This window comes from Thalassobacter sp. 16PALIMAR09 (assembly GCF_000765485.1).
Taxonomy (GTDB): domain Bacteria; phylum Pseudomonadota; class Alphaproteobacteria; order Rhodobacterales; family Rhodobacteraceae; genus Thalassobacter; species Thalassobacter stenotrophicus.
The window spans coordinates 42,308-58,670 of the sequence record NZ_JHAK01000007.1 but is presented as its reverse complement, the minus strand read 5'-3'; the positions used below and the strand labels follow the sequence as shown (position 1 = coordinate 58,670).

Here is a 16,363-nt window from a genome sequence, read left to right as displayed (position 1 = left end):
CTGCTAACAGGGCGAGGGGCCCTTAGCGGGGCTCCTGCGCCTCCATCAGCGCGCGCAGCAGTTTTTCCTCAGACATATCGTCCTCAGCAGGAGCGTCTTTTTCGACGCCCATCAGCAGAGACATGCTGTCATCTTCGGGCTCATCAACCTCGATCTGTGTCTGGTTGCTTTCGATCAGACGTTCACGCAGGTCCTCAGCGGATTGCGTTTCATCAGCGATCTCACGCAGAGAGACGACAGGGTTTTTATCGTTATCACGATCCACGGTGATCGACGCACCAGCGGCAATTTCGCGGGCGCGGTGAGCGGCCAGCATAACCAGTTCAAACCGGTTTGGAACCTTATCAACGCAATCTTCAACCGTAACGCGGGCCATGGTGCACTCCAGATCATGGGGGTGTGAGCTGCATCACTTACAGCCTCACGCAAGACTTGACAAGGGCGAAACAATTGGCTCCACGCAGCGCGAACAGGCTACCACGGTACAACCGAGGCGCGTTCCTGCGCTGGACGGGCCGCCAACAAGGCGCAGGCGCTTTGGCCGCTCAGCGGATCTATCCAATCGGGCGCGACCTCGACCAACGGAACCAGAACAAATGATCGATCAGTGACACGCGGATGCGGCAAAATCAGGGTCTGTGGCGTGGTGATCAGCTGCGCATCCATCGGCAGGTCACGCCACTGCTGGGCAACGCCTAGATCGGGCGCAACCTGCCCGCCCGCTGGCCCCGCCGCAATCAAATCGATGTCCAAAGTTCGCGCGCCCCAACGCTCTGCACGCGTCCGGCCAAACTCAGCCTCAATGCCATGCGCGATGGCCAAAGCCGCCTCAGCGTTCACCTCCGGGGCCTCACAAATCACGACAGCATTGGCAAAATCAGCGCCGCTGCCTGCTGGAAACGCTGGGGTGCGATATAGACAACTTGACCGCCAAGAGTCCCCTATTTCACTGCATCGCAGCGCAGAAATGGCGCGCTGCACGACCAAATTAGGCGATTCTCCGCCGAAGTCCGAATTTCCTCCAAGCGCAAACAGAAGCATTGTGCGACGATCTCCCTGTGTATCACTTGTGCCGTTAAGGTTTTGATTTATGTTTTCTGTCATACCGCTTTGTGTGGTTTGCTCATATTTACTCACAAGGCCTGTCGCTTTAGGCGGGACAAAATTATTTTTAAAGGACATTCGGGATGTTTTACCGAGACGAGCGGCTCGCGCTCTTTATTGACGGTTCCAATCTTTACGCTGCGGCCAAAGCACTTTCATTCGATATCGACTACCGACTGTTGCGCCAGGAGTTCATGCGCCGGGGGAAAATGCTCCGTGCTTTCTACTACACCGCTCTCCTCGAAAACGACGATTACTCCCCAATTCGCCCGCTTGTAGATTGGTTGCATTACAACGGCTTCACCATGGTCACGAAATCCGCCAAGGAATACGTCGACAGTCAAGGCCGCCGAAAAGTCAAAGGCAACATGGATATTGAGTTGACCGTGGACGCGATGGAAACCGCCGACCACGTTGACCATATCGTGCTGTTTTCCGGCGATGGTGATTTCCGCCCGCTGGTTGAGGCCGTGCAGCGTAAAGGCGTGCGTGTTTCGGTGGTTTCAACCATCCGCTCGCAGCCTCCGATGATTTCTGATGAACTCCGCCGTCAGGCCGACAACTTCATTGAACTTGATGAATTGCGCGATGTGATTGGCCGCCCCCCCCGTGAACCACGCGCCGACACAGATGGCGCTCCCGCGATGGCGCCTTCTCCTAGCAACTAGGTCTATGTCCGCGGCGGACGCGCACGGTACACCGGCAGCCGCCAGCCAAACAGGATAGAACCCGCGCGCAATCCAAACGTAAGGGCCGCGCACAACGCGATTGCCGCCCAAGGGGAACCAGGATTCAACCACAGGCCAACCAATGCCCCCACTGCACCAGCAAGCGCTGCGGTGACATACAACTCCCCCTGCTTCAGGACCAAAGGCACCTCGTTACAGACCACATCGCGCATCAACCCGCCCAAACAGCCGGTCATCACGCCCATAATTACTTGGATCGCCGCGGGTTGATCCACGGAACGCGCCGCCAACACCCCCGCCGCCACGGCAACTGACAAGGCCACTGCATCCAACCAAATCACCGCCTTCAGGCGGCTTTCTACCCAATGGGCGGTGAAAAAAATTACTACCGCCGCCAAAAGCGCGGCTGCAATATTTAACGGATCTGCCAACCAAAACACAGGATTTCGATCCAATACGACGTCGCGCACTGTCCCGCCGCCCACTGCTGTCAGACACGCCACAAAGCCAAAGCCCACCACATCCAGTTGCGCCCGCGATGCCACAAGCGCGCCTGTCACAGCGAACACGATCACAGATGCATAATCCAACAATACAAGTGTCGTCATCGGGACCATCCAAACAAAAAAGAAGGGCACAAACGCGCCCTTCTTTGGTTCTCAAATATCCATGTAGCCTTAGCTGGCAACACGAGACTGACGCTTGCGCTCATGCGGGTCCAGATAGCGCTTGCGCAACCGGATCGCATTGGGCGTGACCTCGACCAGCTCGTCATTGTCGATATAGGCAATCGCTTCTTCCAGGGACATCTTGACCGGCGTTGTCAAACGTACAGCTTCATCCGTACCGGAGGCGCGTACGTTCGTCAGCTTTTTGCCCTTCAGCGGGTTCACCTCAAGGTCATTATCGCGGCTGTGTTCGCCGATAACCATACCTTGGTAAACCTGCTCCTGCGCACCGATGAAGAACTTACCGCGATCCTCAAGGTTAAAGATCGCATAAGCCACCGAAACACCATCTTCCATCGAGATCAGAACACCCTGACGACGACCGGGGATCGCACCCTTGAATGGCGACCATTCGTGGAACACACGGTTCAACACACCGGTCCCGCGCGTATCGGTCAGGAACTCACCGTGGTACCCAATCAAACCGCGCGAGGGCACATGCGCGATGATCCGCGTTTTGCCGGCGCCAGCTTGTTTCATCTCGACCAGTTCACCCTTGCGGGTACCTGTGATCTTTTCGATCACAGCGCCAGAGTACTCGTCATCCACATCAATGGTGACTTCCTCAATCGGCTCCAACTTCTGGCCATCTTCCTCACGGAACAGAACCTGCGGGCGCGAGATTGACAGCTCAAACCCCTCACGGCGCATGTTTTCGATCAAAACACCCATCTGCAATTCGCCACGGCCAGCGACCTCAAAGGCCTCACCGCCGGGGGTGTCCGTGATCTGAATCGCGACGTTGGTCTCGGCTTCTTTCATCAGGCGGTCGCGAATAACGCGCGATTGCACCTTTTTGCCGTCACGCCCTGCAAGCGGGCTGTCGTTGATCCCGAAGGTCACTGTGATGGTTGGTGGATCAATCGGTTGTGCATCAATCGGCGTGGTCACACTTGGATCACACAGCGTGTCGGCCACAGTGGCCTTGGCCATACCTGCAAGCGTGACGATGTCACCTGCGACCGCTTCGTCGATAGGCTGTTGGCCCAGACCGCGGAACGCGAGGATTTTGGTCACGCGGAAGCTTTCCAGCTTGTCGCCTTCACGGCTCAGCGCCTGCAATGTTGTCCCCGCCTTAAGGGTCCCGGCCTCAACCCGACCTGTCAGCGTCCGGCCAATGAAGGGGTCTGCGCCAAGTGTCGTGGCCAGCATACGGAAAGGCTCATTCGCCGCCGCAAGCTGTGCGGGTTTTGGTACGTGCTTGACGATCAGATCGAACAGCGCGGTCAGGTCTTTGCGTGGCCCGTCCAGTTCCAGATCGGCCCAACCGGACCGGCCGGAGGCATACATGTGTGGAAAATCGAGCTGCTTGTCGTCTGCGCCGAGGTTAGCGAACAGGTCAAAACACTCATCCAACGCGCGGTCAGGCTCCGCATCGGGCTTGTCCACTTTGTTGAGCACAACAATAGGACGCAAGCCCAGCGCGAGCGCTTTGGAGGTCACAAATTTCGTCTGAGGCATCGGGCCTTCAGCGGCATCAACCAACAGAACAACACCGTCAACCATGCTAAGGATACGCTCTACTTCACCGCCAAAGTCGGCGTGGCCGGGCGTATCAACGATGTTGATCCGGGTATCGCCCCATTCAACACTTGTCGCTTTCGCCAAAATGGTGATGCCGCGTTCGCGTTCTAGGTCATTGCTGTCCATCGCGCGCTCGGTCGTCGCCTGATTTTCCCGGTAAGTACCGGATTGTTTGAGAAGCTCGTCAACGAGCGTCGTCTTGCCGTGGTCAACGTGTGCGATGATCGCAATATTGCGAATATCCATGGGAACAGCCTTTGGAGGAGAGTAGGTGCGCGCGCCTTAGCGCAGGTCAGCCCAAAAAGCCAGCGCGCATTTTCTGCGGGTGCGATATGGACGCGACGAAAGGTTGGCGATACGCCGGGGCATGACTTCAGCGCGCGCGACCTTAATCGGATTTGGAGCCGTCCTTTTGTGGGCGCTTTTGGCACTGTTCACGGCGGCCAGTGGTGCCGTTCCGCCCTTACAATTAGCGGCTTTAAGCTTTGCGATTGGTGGCCTGTCGGGCGCAAGCGTCATGCTAGCTACCGGTCGGTCCTTTGGTGCATTGCGCCAACCGCCCCACGTTTGGGCCATCGGCGTGGGCGGTTTATTTGGATACCATTTTGTCTATTTTTCTGCCCTGCGCGCCGCACCGGCGGTAGAGGCAAGCCTAATCGCCTACCTCTGGCCGCTCTTGATTGTGGTGCTTTCGGCACTGGCACCGGGCGAGCGCTTGTTGCCCCGGCATGTGATCGGAGCGGCCTGCGGCTTTTGCGGAGCGGCCCTATTGGTCACCCGAGGTGAGGCCTTGGCCTTTGATCCAACCTACACCAGCGGCTATGCCCTTGCACTTTTGGCGGCATTCATATGGTCCAGCTATTCGGTCCTATCGCGCACAATTTCCCATGTCCCGACCGAGGCCGTTACCGGCTTTTGCCTTGTGACAGCCATCCTTGCCACTGCGGCGCACCTGATGATTGAGACAACCGTTTGGCCCGTTACCGCCATCCAGTGGGCTGCCATAATTGGACTAGGCCTTGGGCCGGTGGGATTTGCATTCTTTTTGTGGGATGTCGGCGTCAAGCGCGGCGATATTCAGGTCTTGGGCGCGGCCAGCTACGCAGCCCCACTGTTATCCACGATTGTCTTGGTGGTTGCGGGTCAGGCTGCCGCCACGTGGTCATTGGCGGGTGCCTGCCTTCTGATCACCCTTGGCGCAGGCATTGCAGCAGGCGTCGTCAGCCGGCGCGGCTAAACGATACGCTACTTGCTGCGGCCTATGCCTTTGACGACGTCAAAGAGACAAACACGTCCTCAAGATCCGCCTCTTCGGTGCGCACATCACGGATCGAGATCCCCGCCGCATGAACCGCCTGCAACACGGCCTCAGCACTGGTGTTGGAGCGCGCGTAGGAGAACGCCAGCTCACCATGGGGCCTGCGTACCATCTCAACGCCTTTGGGCAGCGACACTTCACCGACTTCGGCCTCTGGTACGATCACGAGGGTTTTGGCATCTAGCCGATCCAACAAAACCTCGGTCCGATCGCGCACAACAACTTCGCCGTGATTGATGATCGCGATCTCATCACACATTTCCTGCGCCTCTTCGAGGTAGTGCGTGGTCAGGATGATTGTCATCCCTCGCTCCTCGTTCAGCTTGCGCACGTTGCGCCACAGCATCTGGCGCAGCTCAATATCCACGCCCGCTGTGGGTTCATCCAACACAAGGATTTGCGGGTGATGCACAAGCGCTTTGGCCAACAACAGTCGCCGCCGCATACCGCCCGAGAGCGTACGCGCATAGGCCTCAGCCTTGTCCGTCAGCCCGACAAGCTCCAAGATTTCATCGCTGCGGCGATCCGCTTTGGGCACACCATATAGCCCAGCCTGCACCTCAAGCGCTGCGCGGGGCGTAAAGAACGGATCAAGGTTCAGCTCTTGCGGCATCACACCAATCGCGGCCCGGCTTTGGCGGGGGTTCACATCTTGGTCAAAGCCCCAGATGTTCACACTCCCGGACGTTTTGGTAACCAAACCGGCCAAAATGTTGATCATCGTGGATTTGCCAGCGCCGTTTGGCCCCAATAGGCCAAAAATGCTGCCCTGCGGGATTTCCAGATCGACGCCCTTTAGTGCCTCTTTCGGTGCACTGGCGCCCTGCCCAGCATAGGTTTTCCGCAATCCTTCGATTTTGATCGCTGCTGCCATTGGGGCGTCCCTCACCATTCCGCTTGCCCACAAGGGGCAGTTTACCGCATAACCCCCCCTACCCCTTGAATCGTCTGGAGCCAACCCATGAGCATTGATGCCCCTGAGACAGAGATCGTGACCTCTTCGCGTGTGGCCTGTGATGGCGGCGGCGGTGCCCTTGGCCACCCACGCGTATGGCTAACTGTGGACAGCACAAAGGGCTACGTCGAGTGCCCCTATTGTGACAAGAAATTCATGCTTTCTGATGACGCCGAGGGCGCAGCAGCGCACTGATTTAACATGAGCACGACAGGCCAATCGCGGGCCGTAACACCAAGCGATATAAAAGACATGAAGGGCGGCACACCAATTGTCAGCCTGACGGCCTACACCACACCTATGGCCCAGCTGATGGATGCGCACTGCGATTTTGTGCTGGTTGGCGACAGTGTTGGCATGGTGCTGCACGGCTTGCCCTCGACCCTGCAAGTCACGCTAGACATGATGATCCTGCATGGCCAAGCCGTGCGCCGCGGGTTGGACCGCGCGCTCATGGTCGTAGACATGCCATTTGCCAGTTACGAGGCCAGCCCACAGGTGGCGTTTGCCGCAGCCGCCCGCCTGATGGCGGAAACCGGCGCGGGCGCGGTCAAGCTTGAGGGCGGTGTGCACATGGCTGAAACCATTGCATTCTTAGTCGAACGCGGCATTCCGGTGATGGCCCATGTCGGCCTGACGCCGCAGGCGATCCATACGCTTGGCGGGTACAAGGTACAGGGCCGCGGCGACGCCGCGCCCATGTTGATGGCCGATGCTCAAGCCGTCAGCGACGCAGGTGCGTTCGCCGTTGTCTTGGAAAAAGTACCAACAGGACTGGCCACCAAAATCACCGAAGCCCTACCCATTCCGACCATCGGCATCGGGGCATCGGCGCATTGTGACGGTCAGGTCCTTGTGGTCGATGACATGCTCGGGCTGTTCACCGCATTCAAGCCGAAGTTCGTCAAACGCTATGCCGATCTGGGCAGCCAAGCCGAAGCCGCCATAGAAGCCTATGCCCAAGAGGTCCGGACACGCAGCTTTCCGGCCGAAGAACACGGGTTCGCCGACTAAGGCGGACCTTTTTCTCCCCTGCGTCGAGGGCCGCTTAGTTTCCCCCAATCAGTGTCCGCAGAGCCTCGCCATCCAGCGCCCCCTGCGCTAGAACCATGCGCACGGCGAACAGGGGAATATCATGTCAGACACGCAATTCGGAAAAGGGTGCCACCTGCACCTCATCGACGGTTCGGCCTTCATTTTTCGCGCCTTTCACGCGCTGCCTCCTTTAACGCGCAAATCCGATGGCCTGCCGGTCGGCGCGGTCAGCGGGTTTTGCAACATGCTGCAACGCTATGTTGAGGGCAATTCCGGCCCAGACGCAGCCACCCATGTCGCCGTGATCTTTGACAAGGGCAGCCATACGTTCCGCAATGACCTGTATGACCAATACAAAGCCAATCGAGACGCGATGCCCGAGGATTTGCGCCCTCAAATCCCCCTGACCCGCGACGCCACCCGCGCCTTTAACATCGCCTGCGAAGAGATCGAAGGCTTTGAGGCAGACGACATCATAGCAACGCTCGCATGTCAGGCGCGCGCGGCTGGTGGCCGGGTGACGATTGTCTCGTCTGACAAAGACCTCATGCAGCTTGTCGGCGGCGGGGTTGAGATGATGGACCCCATGAAAAACAAGCGCATCGATAGTGACGGTGTGGTTGAGAAGTTTGGCGTGGGACCAGAGCGTGTTGTGGATGTGCAGGCCCTTGCGGGCGATAGCGTCGACAACGTGCCCGGCGCACCCGGCATCGGGATTAAAACAGCCGCCCTCTTGATCAACGAATTCGGCACCCTAGAGGACCTGTTGGACCGCGCCGAAGAGATCAAACAACCCAAGCGCCGCCAGACGTTGATCGAGCATCGCGCCCAGATTGAACTGTCCAAACGGCTGGTCGCACTCGACGAAAATATGGACCTGCCGTTCACGTTAGAGTCGCTCGAAATCCGCGATGCCGTGGCGGAGGATTTGTTGAAATTCCTCAATCAGATGGAATTCCGCACCCTGACTAAACGCATCGCCGACCGCATGGGCGTAGAACCCCCTGCCGCCCCTGAAATCACAGCCCCAGACGCGCCCGAAGCCCCAGAAGCCCCCGCAATGGGCACCGGGACATACACCTGCATCCGCGACACCGAAACGCTGGCCAAATGGATCGCGCAGGCGCATGCGCGCGGCTACGTCGCTGTGGACACAGAAACAACCGGACTGAACGAAATGACCGCCGATTTGGTGGGTGTCAGCCTTTGCGTCGAGCCGGGCGAAGCGGCCTATATACCGCTGACCCACAAGGGCGCGGCCGCCGATGACCTGTTCGGGAATGACGCCCTCGCGGAGGGGCAAATCCCGCTAGAAGACGCCCTCGCGTTGTTGCGGCCTTTGCTACAGGACCCTTCAGTCCTGAAAATCTTGCAAAACGCCAAGTACGACATGAAGATCTTTGCCAAGTACGGGATCACGCTGGCACCTATCGACGACACGATGTTGTTGTCCTATGCGCAACATGCTGGGTTGCACACGCACGGCATGGACAAGCTGGCGGATCAGTACCTGAACCACACGCCGATCCCGATTAAGTCCCTCTTGGGGAGCGGAAAATCCATGATCACCTTTGATCGTGTGCCCATCGACGATGCCGTGCCGTATGCCGCCGAAGACGCAGATGTGACGCTGCGCCTGTGGCAAATCCTTAAGCCTCGCCTTTCAGCGGCCCAGGTCACGCGGGTCTATGAAAAGCTCGAACGTCCTCTTGTACCCGTTCTCGCGCAGATGGAACGAACTGGGATCAAGGTCGACCGCGACACGCTCAGCCGGATGTCCAATGCATTCGCCCAAAAGATGGCGGGACTTGAGGCCGAAATCCACGAACTGGCAGGACAAAGCTTTAACGTCGGATCGCCTGCGCAGCTCGGCGAAATTCTGTTCGATAAAATGGGGCTAGAAGGCGGCAAGAAAAGCGCAAAGACCGGCAAGTATTCCACTGGTGCCGATGTCCTAGAGGACCTCGCGACCGAGCATGATCTGCCCGCTCGCGTTCTTGATTGGCGACAGTTGTCCAAGCTGAAATCGACATACACCGATGCGCTTCAGGACCATATCAACCCCGATACTGGGCGTGTTCACACGTCCTATTCTATTGCGGGCGCAAGCACGGGGCGCTTGGCGTCGACTGATCCGAACCTACAAAACATCCCCATCCGGTCCGAGGAAGGGCGCCGCATTCGTGAGGCGTTCGTCGCGGATGAGGGCAAAGTGCTCGTTGCACTCGATTATTCTCAGATCGAGTTGCGGATTTTGGCCCATGTCGCCGGAATTGATGCTCTCAAACAGGCGTTCAAAGACGGTCAAGATATCCACGCAATCACCGCTTCGCAGATGTTTGGCGTACCCCTCGATGAGATGACCTCAGACGTGCGTCGCCAAGCCAAAGCGATTAACTTTGGCGTAATTTACGGCATCTCCGGTTTTGGTCTGGCACGCAATCTGCGCATTCCGCGCGCCGAGGCGCAGGCCTTCATCGACACCTATTTCGAACGCTTTCCTGGCATCCGCACTTATATGGATGACACCGTCAAATTCGCCAAAGAACATGAGCGGGTCGAAACGCTGTTTGGTCGCAAAATCCACACGCCTGAGATCAACGCCAAAGGCCCCTCCGCCGGGTTTGCAAAGCGCGCCGCAATCAACGCCCCGATCCAAGGGACGGCGGCTGATATTATCCGTCGCGCCATGATCCGGATGCCCGCCGCTATTTCTGATCTGCCTGCCAAGATGCTGTTGCAGGTGCACGATGAACTGCTGTTTGAAGTCGATGAAGACGCCGTGGACACACTGACCGCCGTGGCTCGTGACATCATGGAAGGCGCGGCCGACCCCGTGGTGCATCTGGATGTGAAGCTGAACGTTGAGGCTGGTCAGGGCGCGAACTGGGCACAGGCCCACTAACGTCGCATGCTGATCGCGTTCAACAAACCGATGAATGTCCTGAGCCAATTCACCGATGAGGGGAAATGGCCGGGGCTAAAGCATCACATCGATCTGCCCGGCGTTTATGCCGCTGGCCGCTTGGACCGCGACAGCGAGGGGCTTTTGCTGCTGACGGACAACGGGCAGTTGCAGGCGCAGATCACCTCGCCCAAGCGCAAGGTGCCAAAAACCTACTTTGTGATGGTCGAGGGCACGCCCTACGGTGACGCGTTGGATCAACTGGCCCGGGGAGTCACGCTAAAGGATGGCAAGACCCGGCCCGCCAAGGTCCGCGAAATCCCCGCGCCCGACCTATGGCCCCGCGATCCACCCGTGCGTGTGCGCAAAACCGTGCCAGATGCATGGCTTGAATTGACCATCACCGAAGGGCGCAATCGTCAGGTTCGGCGCATGTGTGCCGCCGTGGGTTTGCCCTGTTTGCGGCTGGTGCGGTGGCGTATCGGGGACTGGTCGTTGGAGGGCATCGCACCGGGTAAGTGGATTGAGCTCTAGCCTTCGTTTCGGACCAAACGCGCCACCAAGCGGCGCGCCAGCGGGGCCACGACCAACACGGTGGGGAATGCCACAGCCCAGCTAAATGCCCAACTGCCCATCCATTTGGCCAAAATATCCGGTGGCACGCCAACGGCGCGCAGCGTCGCAATGCCCGACACTATTAGCGACATCAGCCCCGATAAGATGAAACCAAAAACCACAGGGGCAAAGCGTGCAGGGATCATGAAACGTCCTTTCCAGTTGCCCGAGACCTAGCGCACCCCGCACAGGCGCGCCACATGCACGCGCGCACAGGTCAGTCCTGCAAAGCCGCACTTTCTACAAACGGGAAGAACGCGCCACCAGACCAGATGCCAAACATGCCCTCATGATGCGCGCCGACCTCAACCAACCGATAAAACGATTTGCGGTCGATCAACGCCTCTAGGCCTGCCCGGACATGCAAATAGGGCGACGGCTCTCCATCCTCGGCGACATCGATACGGACGGCATTCTCCGGCCCAACAGTGACGCTATCGCCTACGTGGGTTTCGAACACGATATCCGCGCCGTTCTGCTCAAAATCGACGGCCACGAAAGGGGCGTCCTCTACCGTGATCCCGACCTTTTCCACAGGGGTCACAAGGAAAAACTTGCCGTCCTCAAGTTTAAGGATCGACGAAAATAGCCCCACCAAACCGGGGCGTGTTATTTTTGATCCTTCGTAGAACCACGTGCCATCGCGCGCGATGCGCATGTCTATATCCCCACAAAAGGGCGGATTCCACAGGTGCACAGGCGGCAATCCGCGGCCCTTTTTTGTGGCGTTTATACTGGCAGCTATGCCCTCGGGGTTCGGTTTCACGATGTTTTGTCCGCTCATGTCTCTTTGCCATTCAGCCCATTCGTCATATCTGCATACTGACGCCTGTAAACGCCCGCATGGAGAGAGCCTATGTCTGATGACGCCATGATCAAGGAAATTGACGCACTCGGCGACAAACTGCGAGAGGCCCGATCCGAGATCGCCGGCACGATTATTGGTCAGGACACTGTTGTCGGGCTGTCGCTTGCGGCGATGCTGTCGGGGGGGCACGCGCTGTTGATGGGGCTGCCGGGGCTGGGCAAAACGCTTTTGGTCGAAACGCTATCGACGGTGATGGGCCTGAACGGCAACCGCATCCAGTTCACACCTGATCTGATGCCGGGCGATATCCTTGGCTCTGAGGTGCTGGAAACTGCGCCCGACGGCAGCCGTGCGTTTCGCTATATCGAAGGGCCGATTTTCGCCCAGCTTCTCATGGCGGATGAGATCAACCGCGCCTCGCCTCGGACACAATCGGCACTGCTACAAGCCATGCAGGAGCGTGAGGTCACCGTTGCGGGCCAAACCCGCAAACTGCCCGCGCCTTTTCACGTGTTGGCCACCCAAAACCCGATTGAGCAAGAAGGGACCTACCCCCTGCCCGAGGCGCAATTGGACCGTTTTCTTGTGCAGATCGACGTGCCCTATCCGGATCGCGACACCGAACGTGACATCCTGCTGGCCACGACCGGCACACAGCAGGCCAAACCCACACAAGTGTTCACCCCCGAGGCGTTGATTGACGCTCAAGGTATTATTCGGCGCATGCCCGTTGGCGACGCAACCGTCGACATGATCCTTGATCTGGTCCGTGCCTGCCGCCCCAATGCGCCCGAAGCACCGGCCATTGTGCGCGACACTGTCGCATGGGGCCCCGGCCCACGCGCGGCACAAGCCCTGATGCTGACATCACGGGCTTGGGCACTGATGGATGGCCGCCTTGCCCCCTCGCCCGAGGATGTAGCCGCCCTTGCGATGCCAGTGTTGTCGCACCGCATGGCGCTCAGCTTTGCGGCGCGCGCCGAGGGGCGTGTTTTGACTGATGTCATCCGCGAGGTCACCGCAACCGTCACCCATGTGGACGCCGCCGCGTGAGCGACACAACGCTCCATACCCCCGATACGCTGCGCGCTCGGTCCGAGGAGGTTTCGGCCTATCTGCCCGCCCTGTTGGCGGACGCACAGCACCTTGCCGCAACGGTTCTATTGGGGGAGCATGGGCGTAAACGGGCCGGTCAGGGCGACAATTTTTGGCAGTACCGTCCCGCGCAACCGGGCGATTCTCGGCGTCGGATCGATTGGCGCCAATCTGGCCGCAGCGACGGCCACTACGTGCGCGAAACCGAATGGCAGGCCGCACAATCGGTCATGCTCTGGGTCGATGACGCAGAGTCCATGACATACTCGGGACACAAAGACCGCCCCTCCAAACTCCGACGCGCACAGACCCTTGGCATGGCGATTGCGATCCTGGCCCAACGCGCGGGCGAGCGGATCGGCTTGATGAACCTGCCGGAACCGCCCCGCTCGGGCAAAGCGCAGCTGCTCAACATGGCGCGCGCCCTGATGGACCCAAGCGAGGCCGCTGATTATGGTGCCCCGCGCCCCCAAGTCCTGCCTAACGGATCGCGCGGCGTGTTTTTCTCCGACTTTATGGGCGACATCACGGCGACCGAGACGGCCCTTACCACCGCAGCGGACCGCGGCGTGAAAGGGGCGATTGTCCATGTTCTCGACCCCACCGAAGAAAGCTTTCCCTTCGATGGGCGAACCGTATTTCAATCCATGACCGGCGCGGTCGAATTTGAAACCATGCGCGCAAAGACCCTGCGCGACGCATACCTTGATCGACTAGCCGCCCGCAAAGCCACCCTTCAAACCCTGTGCGCGCGGACTGGCTGGCGTTATTACTGCCATCACACGGATGGCTCCGCTGAGCCTGCACTTCTATGGCTCTATGCCGCGTTGGAGCGTGCGAGATGAGCGGTTTGTCCTTCGCAGCCCCCCTTTTATTGCTGGCTCTTCTGGCACTGCCGATCCTGTGGTGGCTGCTGCGCGCAGTGCCGCCAGCCCCCACAAAACGCCGCTTTCCGGGCGTGGCCCTATTGCTGGGCCTACGTGACGACGACGCCGAAACGGACAAAACTCCATGGTGGCTATTGGTACTGCGCACGCTTGCAGTTGCCGCCGTCATCGTGGGCTTTGCGGGGCCCGTTTTGAACCCACGCACACCGGCTGAGGGCTCAGGCCCAATGTTGATCGTGATGGACGCAAGCTGGGCCTCGGCCCGCGACTGGCCAGCCCGCATAGAACGCTTGGGCGAAATCCTGACGGAGGCCGCACGGGCCGAACGCACCGTTGCGATCCAGCCTCTGACAGGCCCTCTCACACCGCCCGAATTCCGCGCGCCGCGCGACTGGTTGCCCGAATTGACAGGTTTCCGCCCCGCGCCCTACGCCCCCGATTACGCAGCGGTTGCCGATTGGGCGTCCGGGCTTGAGGGCATAGGCGAAGTCGTTTGGTTCAGCGATGGCCTTGCCCGCGACAGGGACGCTGCCATTGCAGCTTTGGCCCCGTCACGCGTGATCCAAAGCCCGCAGCCGGTGCTAGGCCTAGTCCCGCCCAGCTATGCCGATGGGATCATCACTCTGACGGCGATGCGTGCGGCCCGCGCCCGGGTGGCCGCCGACTATCCGCTTAACGCAATTGGGCCGGGTCCGGACGGTATTGTCACAACGCTGGCCACCGGCATGCTTAGCTTTGCAGATGGCGAAAACACTGCAACGCTAGAGCTCTCCCTCCCGCCGGAGTTGCGCAACCGCGTGCAGAGGTTTGAAATCGGTGGCCAACGCTCCGCCGGGGCGGTCAGCCTGACGGACGATGCGCTGCAAAGGCGCGAGGTCGCACTTTTGACCGCCGAGGCAGACGCCGAAACCCAAGACCTGCTCTCACCGCTTTATTATCTGAACCGCGCATTAGCACCGACCGCTGACCTGATCGAAGGGGCGCTTGACGACATGTTGCTGGCCAATCCTGATGTGTTGGTCTTGGCCGATGTCGCACAGTTCACCGCATCCGAGACGGAGGCCGTGACGGAATGGGTCGAAAACGGCGGACTGCTCGTACGCTTTGCCGGGCCTCGGCTGGCCGGATCCGACGTGAGCCGCGCCGAAGAGGACCCCCTGATGCCCGTGCGCCTGCGCACCGGTGGCCGCACAATCGGCGGCGCGCTCAGTTGGGGTGAACCAAAGACCCTACGCCCCTTTGCCGATACGTCACCCTTTTTTGGCCTGCCCGTGCCGCCCGATGTCACCATTGCCAGCCAAGTTATGGCGCAGCCGGACCCGACCTTGGCCGAACGCTCTATCGCGGCGCTCGCGGACGGCACGCCATTAGTGACACGAAAGGTGATGGGACAGGGCCAAGTCGTGCTGTTCCACGTCACGGCCAACGCGGAGTGGTCCAACCTGCCCTTGTCGGGACTGTTTGTGCAGATGCTCGAACGCCTCGCAATCTCAACCCGCCCCGCAACCCCCGAGGCAGAGGATTTAGCCGGTGTGACATGGGTGCCATCGGTGGTGTTGGACGGCTTTGGTCTGCCCCAAGATGCCGCGCGCTTTGCCGGTGTCAGCGGAACGGTCTTGGCCGAAGGCGTGCTAGGCCCCGAACTGCCCCCGGGGCTTTATGCCGGGCTTGAACGGCGCGTGGCGCTGAATGTTTTGGGGGCTGAGGACACGCTCACGCTTGCGGAATGGCCGTTGAACTTACCCGTAGAGGGCGTCGCCACCCAACCGGAATTGCTGCTTATGCCCTTGTTCCTGACCCTCGCATTGTTCTTTTTGGCGATCGACGCTGTGGCGTCCTTGTGGTTGGGCGGGCGCCTGCGCGGTGCGATGCCTTTGGTAGCCGGATTGGCAACTATGCTGATGCCGATCCCGCCCGCCCACGCTCAAAACAATTTGGCGACGGATGAGGCCCTTGCCCTACTGGCAAGCACAGACATCCGCCTTGGCTATGTCATCACCGGCGATGCGCGGATGGATGATGTGTCTGAAGCGGGTCTTGCCGGGCTATCTGCAGCCCTGACCCGGCGCACATCAGTTGAACCAGAACCACCCCTTGGCGTGGATATTGAGCGCGATGAGCTGAGCCTTTTTCCTATGCTTTACTGGCCAATTACAGAGCGCCAGCAGATCCCAAGTGATGCCGCCTACAGCGCGCTCAACCGCTATTTGCGCGGTGGCGGGATGATCGTATTCGATACGCGTGACGCCGACGTCAGCCGCTTTGGCGGGACCAGCCCGAATGCCCGCCGCCTACAGGCCATCGCACGACCGCTGGACATTCCGCCGCTGGAACCACTGCCAGCGGATCACGTTCTAACGCGCACGTTTTATCTGCTACAGGACTTTCCCGGGCGGCACGCATCGCGCGATGTTTGGGTCGAGGCCGCACCTGATGCCGAAGAGGTCGAAGGCATCCCGTTTCGCACCCTGAACGACGGCGTCACACCCGTCTTGATCGGAGGCAACGACTGGGCAGCGGCCTGGGCCACCAACGCAAACGGCCAACATCTGTTTCCCGTGGGGCGCGGCTTTGCGGGCGAACGCCAACGCGAGATCGCCTATCGGTTTGGGATCAATCTTGTGATGCACGTGCTCTCGGGCAACTACAAATCGGACCAAGTCCATGTACCCGCGCTGTTGGATCGGTTGGGGCAATGAC

Annotated in this window: 16 protein-coding genes; 9 read left to right on the top strand and 7 right to left on the bottom strand. The window is 59.6% G+C overall.

All coding sequences use genetic code 11. The annotated features are described in order from the left end of the window. Positions 1–22 precede the first annotated feature (22 nt). The gene (gene rpoZ / locus PM04_RS13545; RefSeq protein ID WP_038007796.1) at positions 23–376 is read right to left on the bottom strand and encodes a DNA-directed RNA polymerase subunit omega; all 354 of its coding nucleotides are present in this window, start codon (positions 374–376) and stop codon (positions 23–25) included. A gap of 98 nt (positions 377–474) precedes the next feature. Then, positions 475–1,041 (bottom strand): 2-amino-4-hydroxy-6-hydroxymethyldihydropteridine diphosphokinase, encoded by a 567-nt coding sequence (folK, locus tag PM04_RS13540; protein ID WP_038008037.1) that lies wholly within the window; start codon positions 1,039–1,041, stop codon positions 475–477. Between the two features lie 146 nt (positions 1,042–1,187). Here folK and PM04_RS13535 point away from each other — a divergent pair, with 146 nt between their 5' ends. Continuing rightward, entirely contained in the window at positions 1,188–1,772 is a 585-nt protein-coding gene (locus PM04_RS13535; RefSeq protein WP_038007794.1) for an NYN domain-containing protein, read from the top strand. 2 nt (positions 1,773–1,774) lie between these two features. On the opposite strand, the gene PM04_RS13530 is transcribed toward PM04_RS13535, so the two are convergent. Both PM04_RS13530 and typA read right to left on the bottom strand, forming a co-directional pair. Beyond that, positions 1,775–2,401 carry a trimeric intracellular cation channel family protein gene (locus tag PM04_RS13530; RefSeq protein ID WP_038008036.1) on the bottom strand — a complete coding sequence of 209 codons (627 nt, stop codon included), beginning with the start codon at positions 2,399–2,401 and terminating at the stop codon, positions 1,775–1,777. Positions 2,402–2,470: 69 nt separating this feature from the next. Next, positions 2,471–4,291: a translational GTPase TypA gene (gene typA / locus PM04_RS13525; protein ID WP_038007791.1), complete on the bottom strand. Its 1,821-nt coding sequence runs from the start codon at positions 4,289–4,291 to the stop codon at positions 2,471–2,473. Between the two features lie 121 nt (positions 4,292–4,412). Between typA and PM04_RS13520 the strand changes: the two genes are divergently transcribed. Continuing rightward, positions 4,413–5,282: a DMT family transporter gene (locus PM04_RS13520; protein ID WP_038007788.1), complete on the top strand. Its 870-nt coding sequence runs from the start codon at positions 4,413–4,415 to the stop codon at positions 5,280–5,282. 22 nt (positions 5,283–5,304) lie between these two features. Here PM04_RS13520 and PM04_RS13515 read toward each other — a convergent pair whose 3' ends face one another. Beyond that, positions 5,305–6,237 carry an ABC transporter ATP-binding protein gene (locus tag PM04_RS13515; RefSeq protein WP_038007787.1) on the bottom strand — a complete coding sequence of 311 codons (933 nt, stop codon included), beginning with the start codon at positions 6,235–6,237 and terminating at the stop codon, positions 5,305–5,307. 87 nt (positions 6,238–6,324) lie between these two features. On the opposite strand from PM04_RS13515, the gene PM04_RS13510 reads away from it, so the two are divergent. From PM04_RS13510 to PM04_RS13495, 4 genes are all read left to right on the top strand, one after another. Beyond that, positions 6,325–6,513, top strand: a complete 189-nt coding sequence (locus PM04_RS13510; RefSeq protein ID WP_038007786.1) for a zinc-finger domain-containing protein — start codon at positions 6,325–6,327, stop codon at positions 6,511–6,513. 6 nt (positions 6,514–6,519) lie between these two features. Next, positions 6,520–7,332: a 3-methyl-2-oxobutanoate hydroxymethyltransferase gene (panB, locus tag PM04_RS13505; protein WP_038007785.1), complete on the top strand. Its 813-nt coding sequence runs from the start codon at positions 6,520–6,522 to the stop codon at positions 7,330–7,332. A 121-nt stretch (positions 7,333–7,453) separates the two neighbouring features. Further along, the gene (gene polA / locus PM04_RS13500; protein WP_038007784.1) at positions 7,454–10,258 is read left to right on the top strand and encodes a DNA polymerase I; all 2,805 of its coding nucleotides are present in this window, start codon (positions 7,454–7,456) and stop codon (positions 10,256–10,258) included. 6 nt (positions 10,259–10,264) lie between these two features. Beyond that, complete coding sequence (locus PM04_RS13495; RefSeq protein ID WP_038007783.1) at positions 10,265–10,792, top strand: pseudouridine synthase; 528 nt, start codon at positions 10,265–10,267, stop codon at positions 10,790–10,792. Here the strand turns inward: PM04_RS13495 and PM04_RS13490 are convergent. Together PM04_RS13490 and PM04_RS13485 are read right to left on the bottom strand one after the other, a co-directional pair. Further along, positions 10,789–11,019 carry a DUF2798 domain-containing protein gene (locus PM04_RS13490; protein ID WP_038007782.1) on the bottom strand — a complete coding sequence of 77 codons (231 nt, stop codon included), beginning with the start codon at positions 11,017–11,019 and terminating at the stop codon, positions 10,789–10,791. The two genes, PM04_RS13495 and PM04_RS13490, sit on opposite strands and share 4 nt — an antisense overlap. 71 nt (positions 11,020–11,090) lie before the next feature. Further along, positions 11,091–11,657 (bottom strand): DUF1285 domain-containing protein, encoded by a 567-nt coding sequence (locus PM04_RS13485; protein ID WP_038007781.1) that lies wholly within the window; start codon positions 11,655–11,657, stop codon positions 11,091–11,093. Positions 11,658–11,729: 72 nt separating this feature from the next. Between PM04_RS13485 and PM04_RS13480 the strand changes: the two genes are divergently transcribed. Genes PM04_RS13480 through PM04_RS13470 form a run of 3 tightly spaced genes read left to right on the top strand, consistent with a single transcriptional unit; the run spans position 11,730 to position 16,362 of the window. Then, complete coding sequence (locus PM04_RS13480; protein ID WP_038007780.1) at positions 11,730–12,734, top strand: MoxR family ATPase; 1,005 nt, start codon at positions 11,730–11,732, stop codon at positions 12,732–12,734. Beyond that, positions 12,731–13,621, top strand: coding sequence for a DUF58 domain-containing protein (locus PM04_RS13475; RefSeq protein ID WP_038007778.1), 891 nt, complete (start codon positions 12,731–12,733; stop codon positions 13,619–13,621). Before PM04_RS13480 ends, PM04_RS13475 begins: the two co-directional genes overlap by 4 nt. Next, on the top strand, positions 13,618–16,362 hold the full coding sequence (locus tag PM04_RS13470) for a DUF4159 domain-containing protein (RefSeq protein ID WP_038007776.1): 2,745 nt from the start codon (positions 13,618–13,620) through the stop codon (positions 16,360–16,362). Before PM04_RS13475 ends, PM04_RS13470 begins: the two co-directional genes overlap by 4 nt. Position 16,363 lies beyond the last annotated feature (1 nt).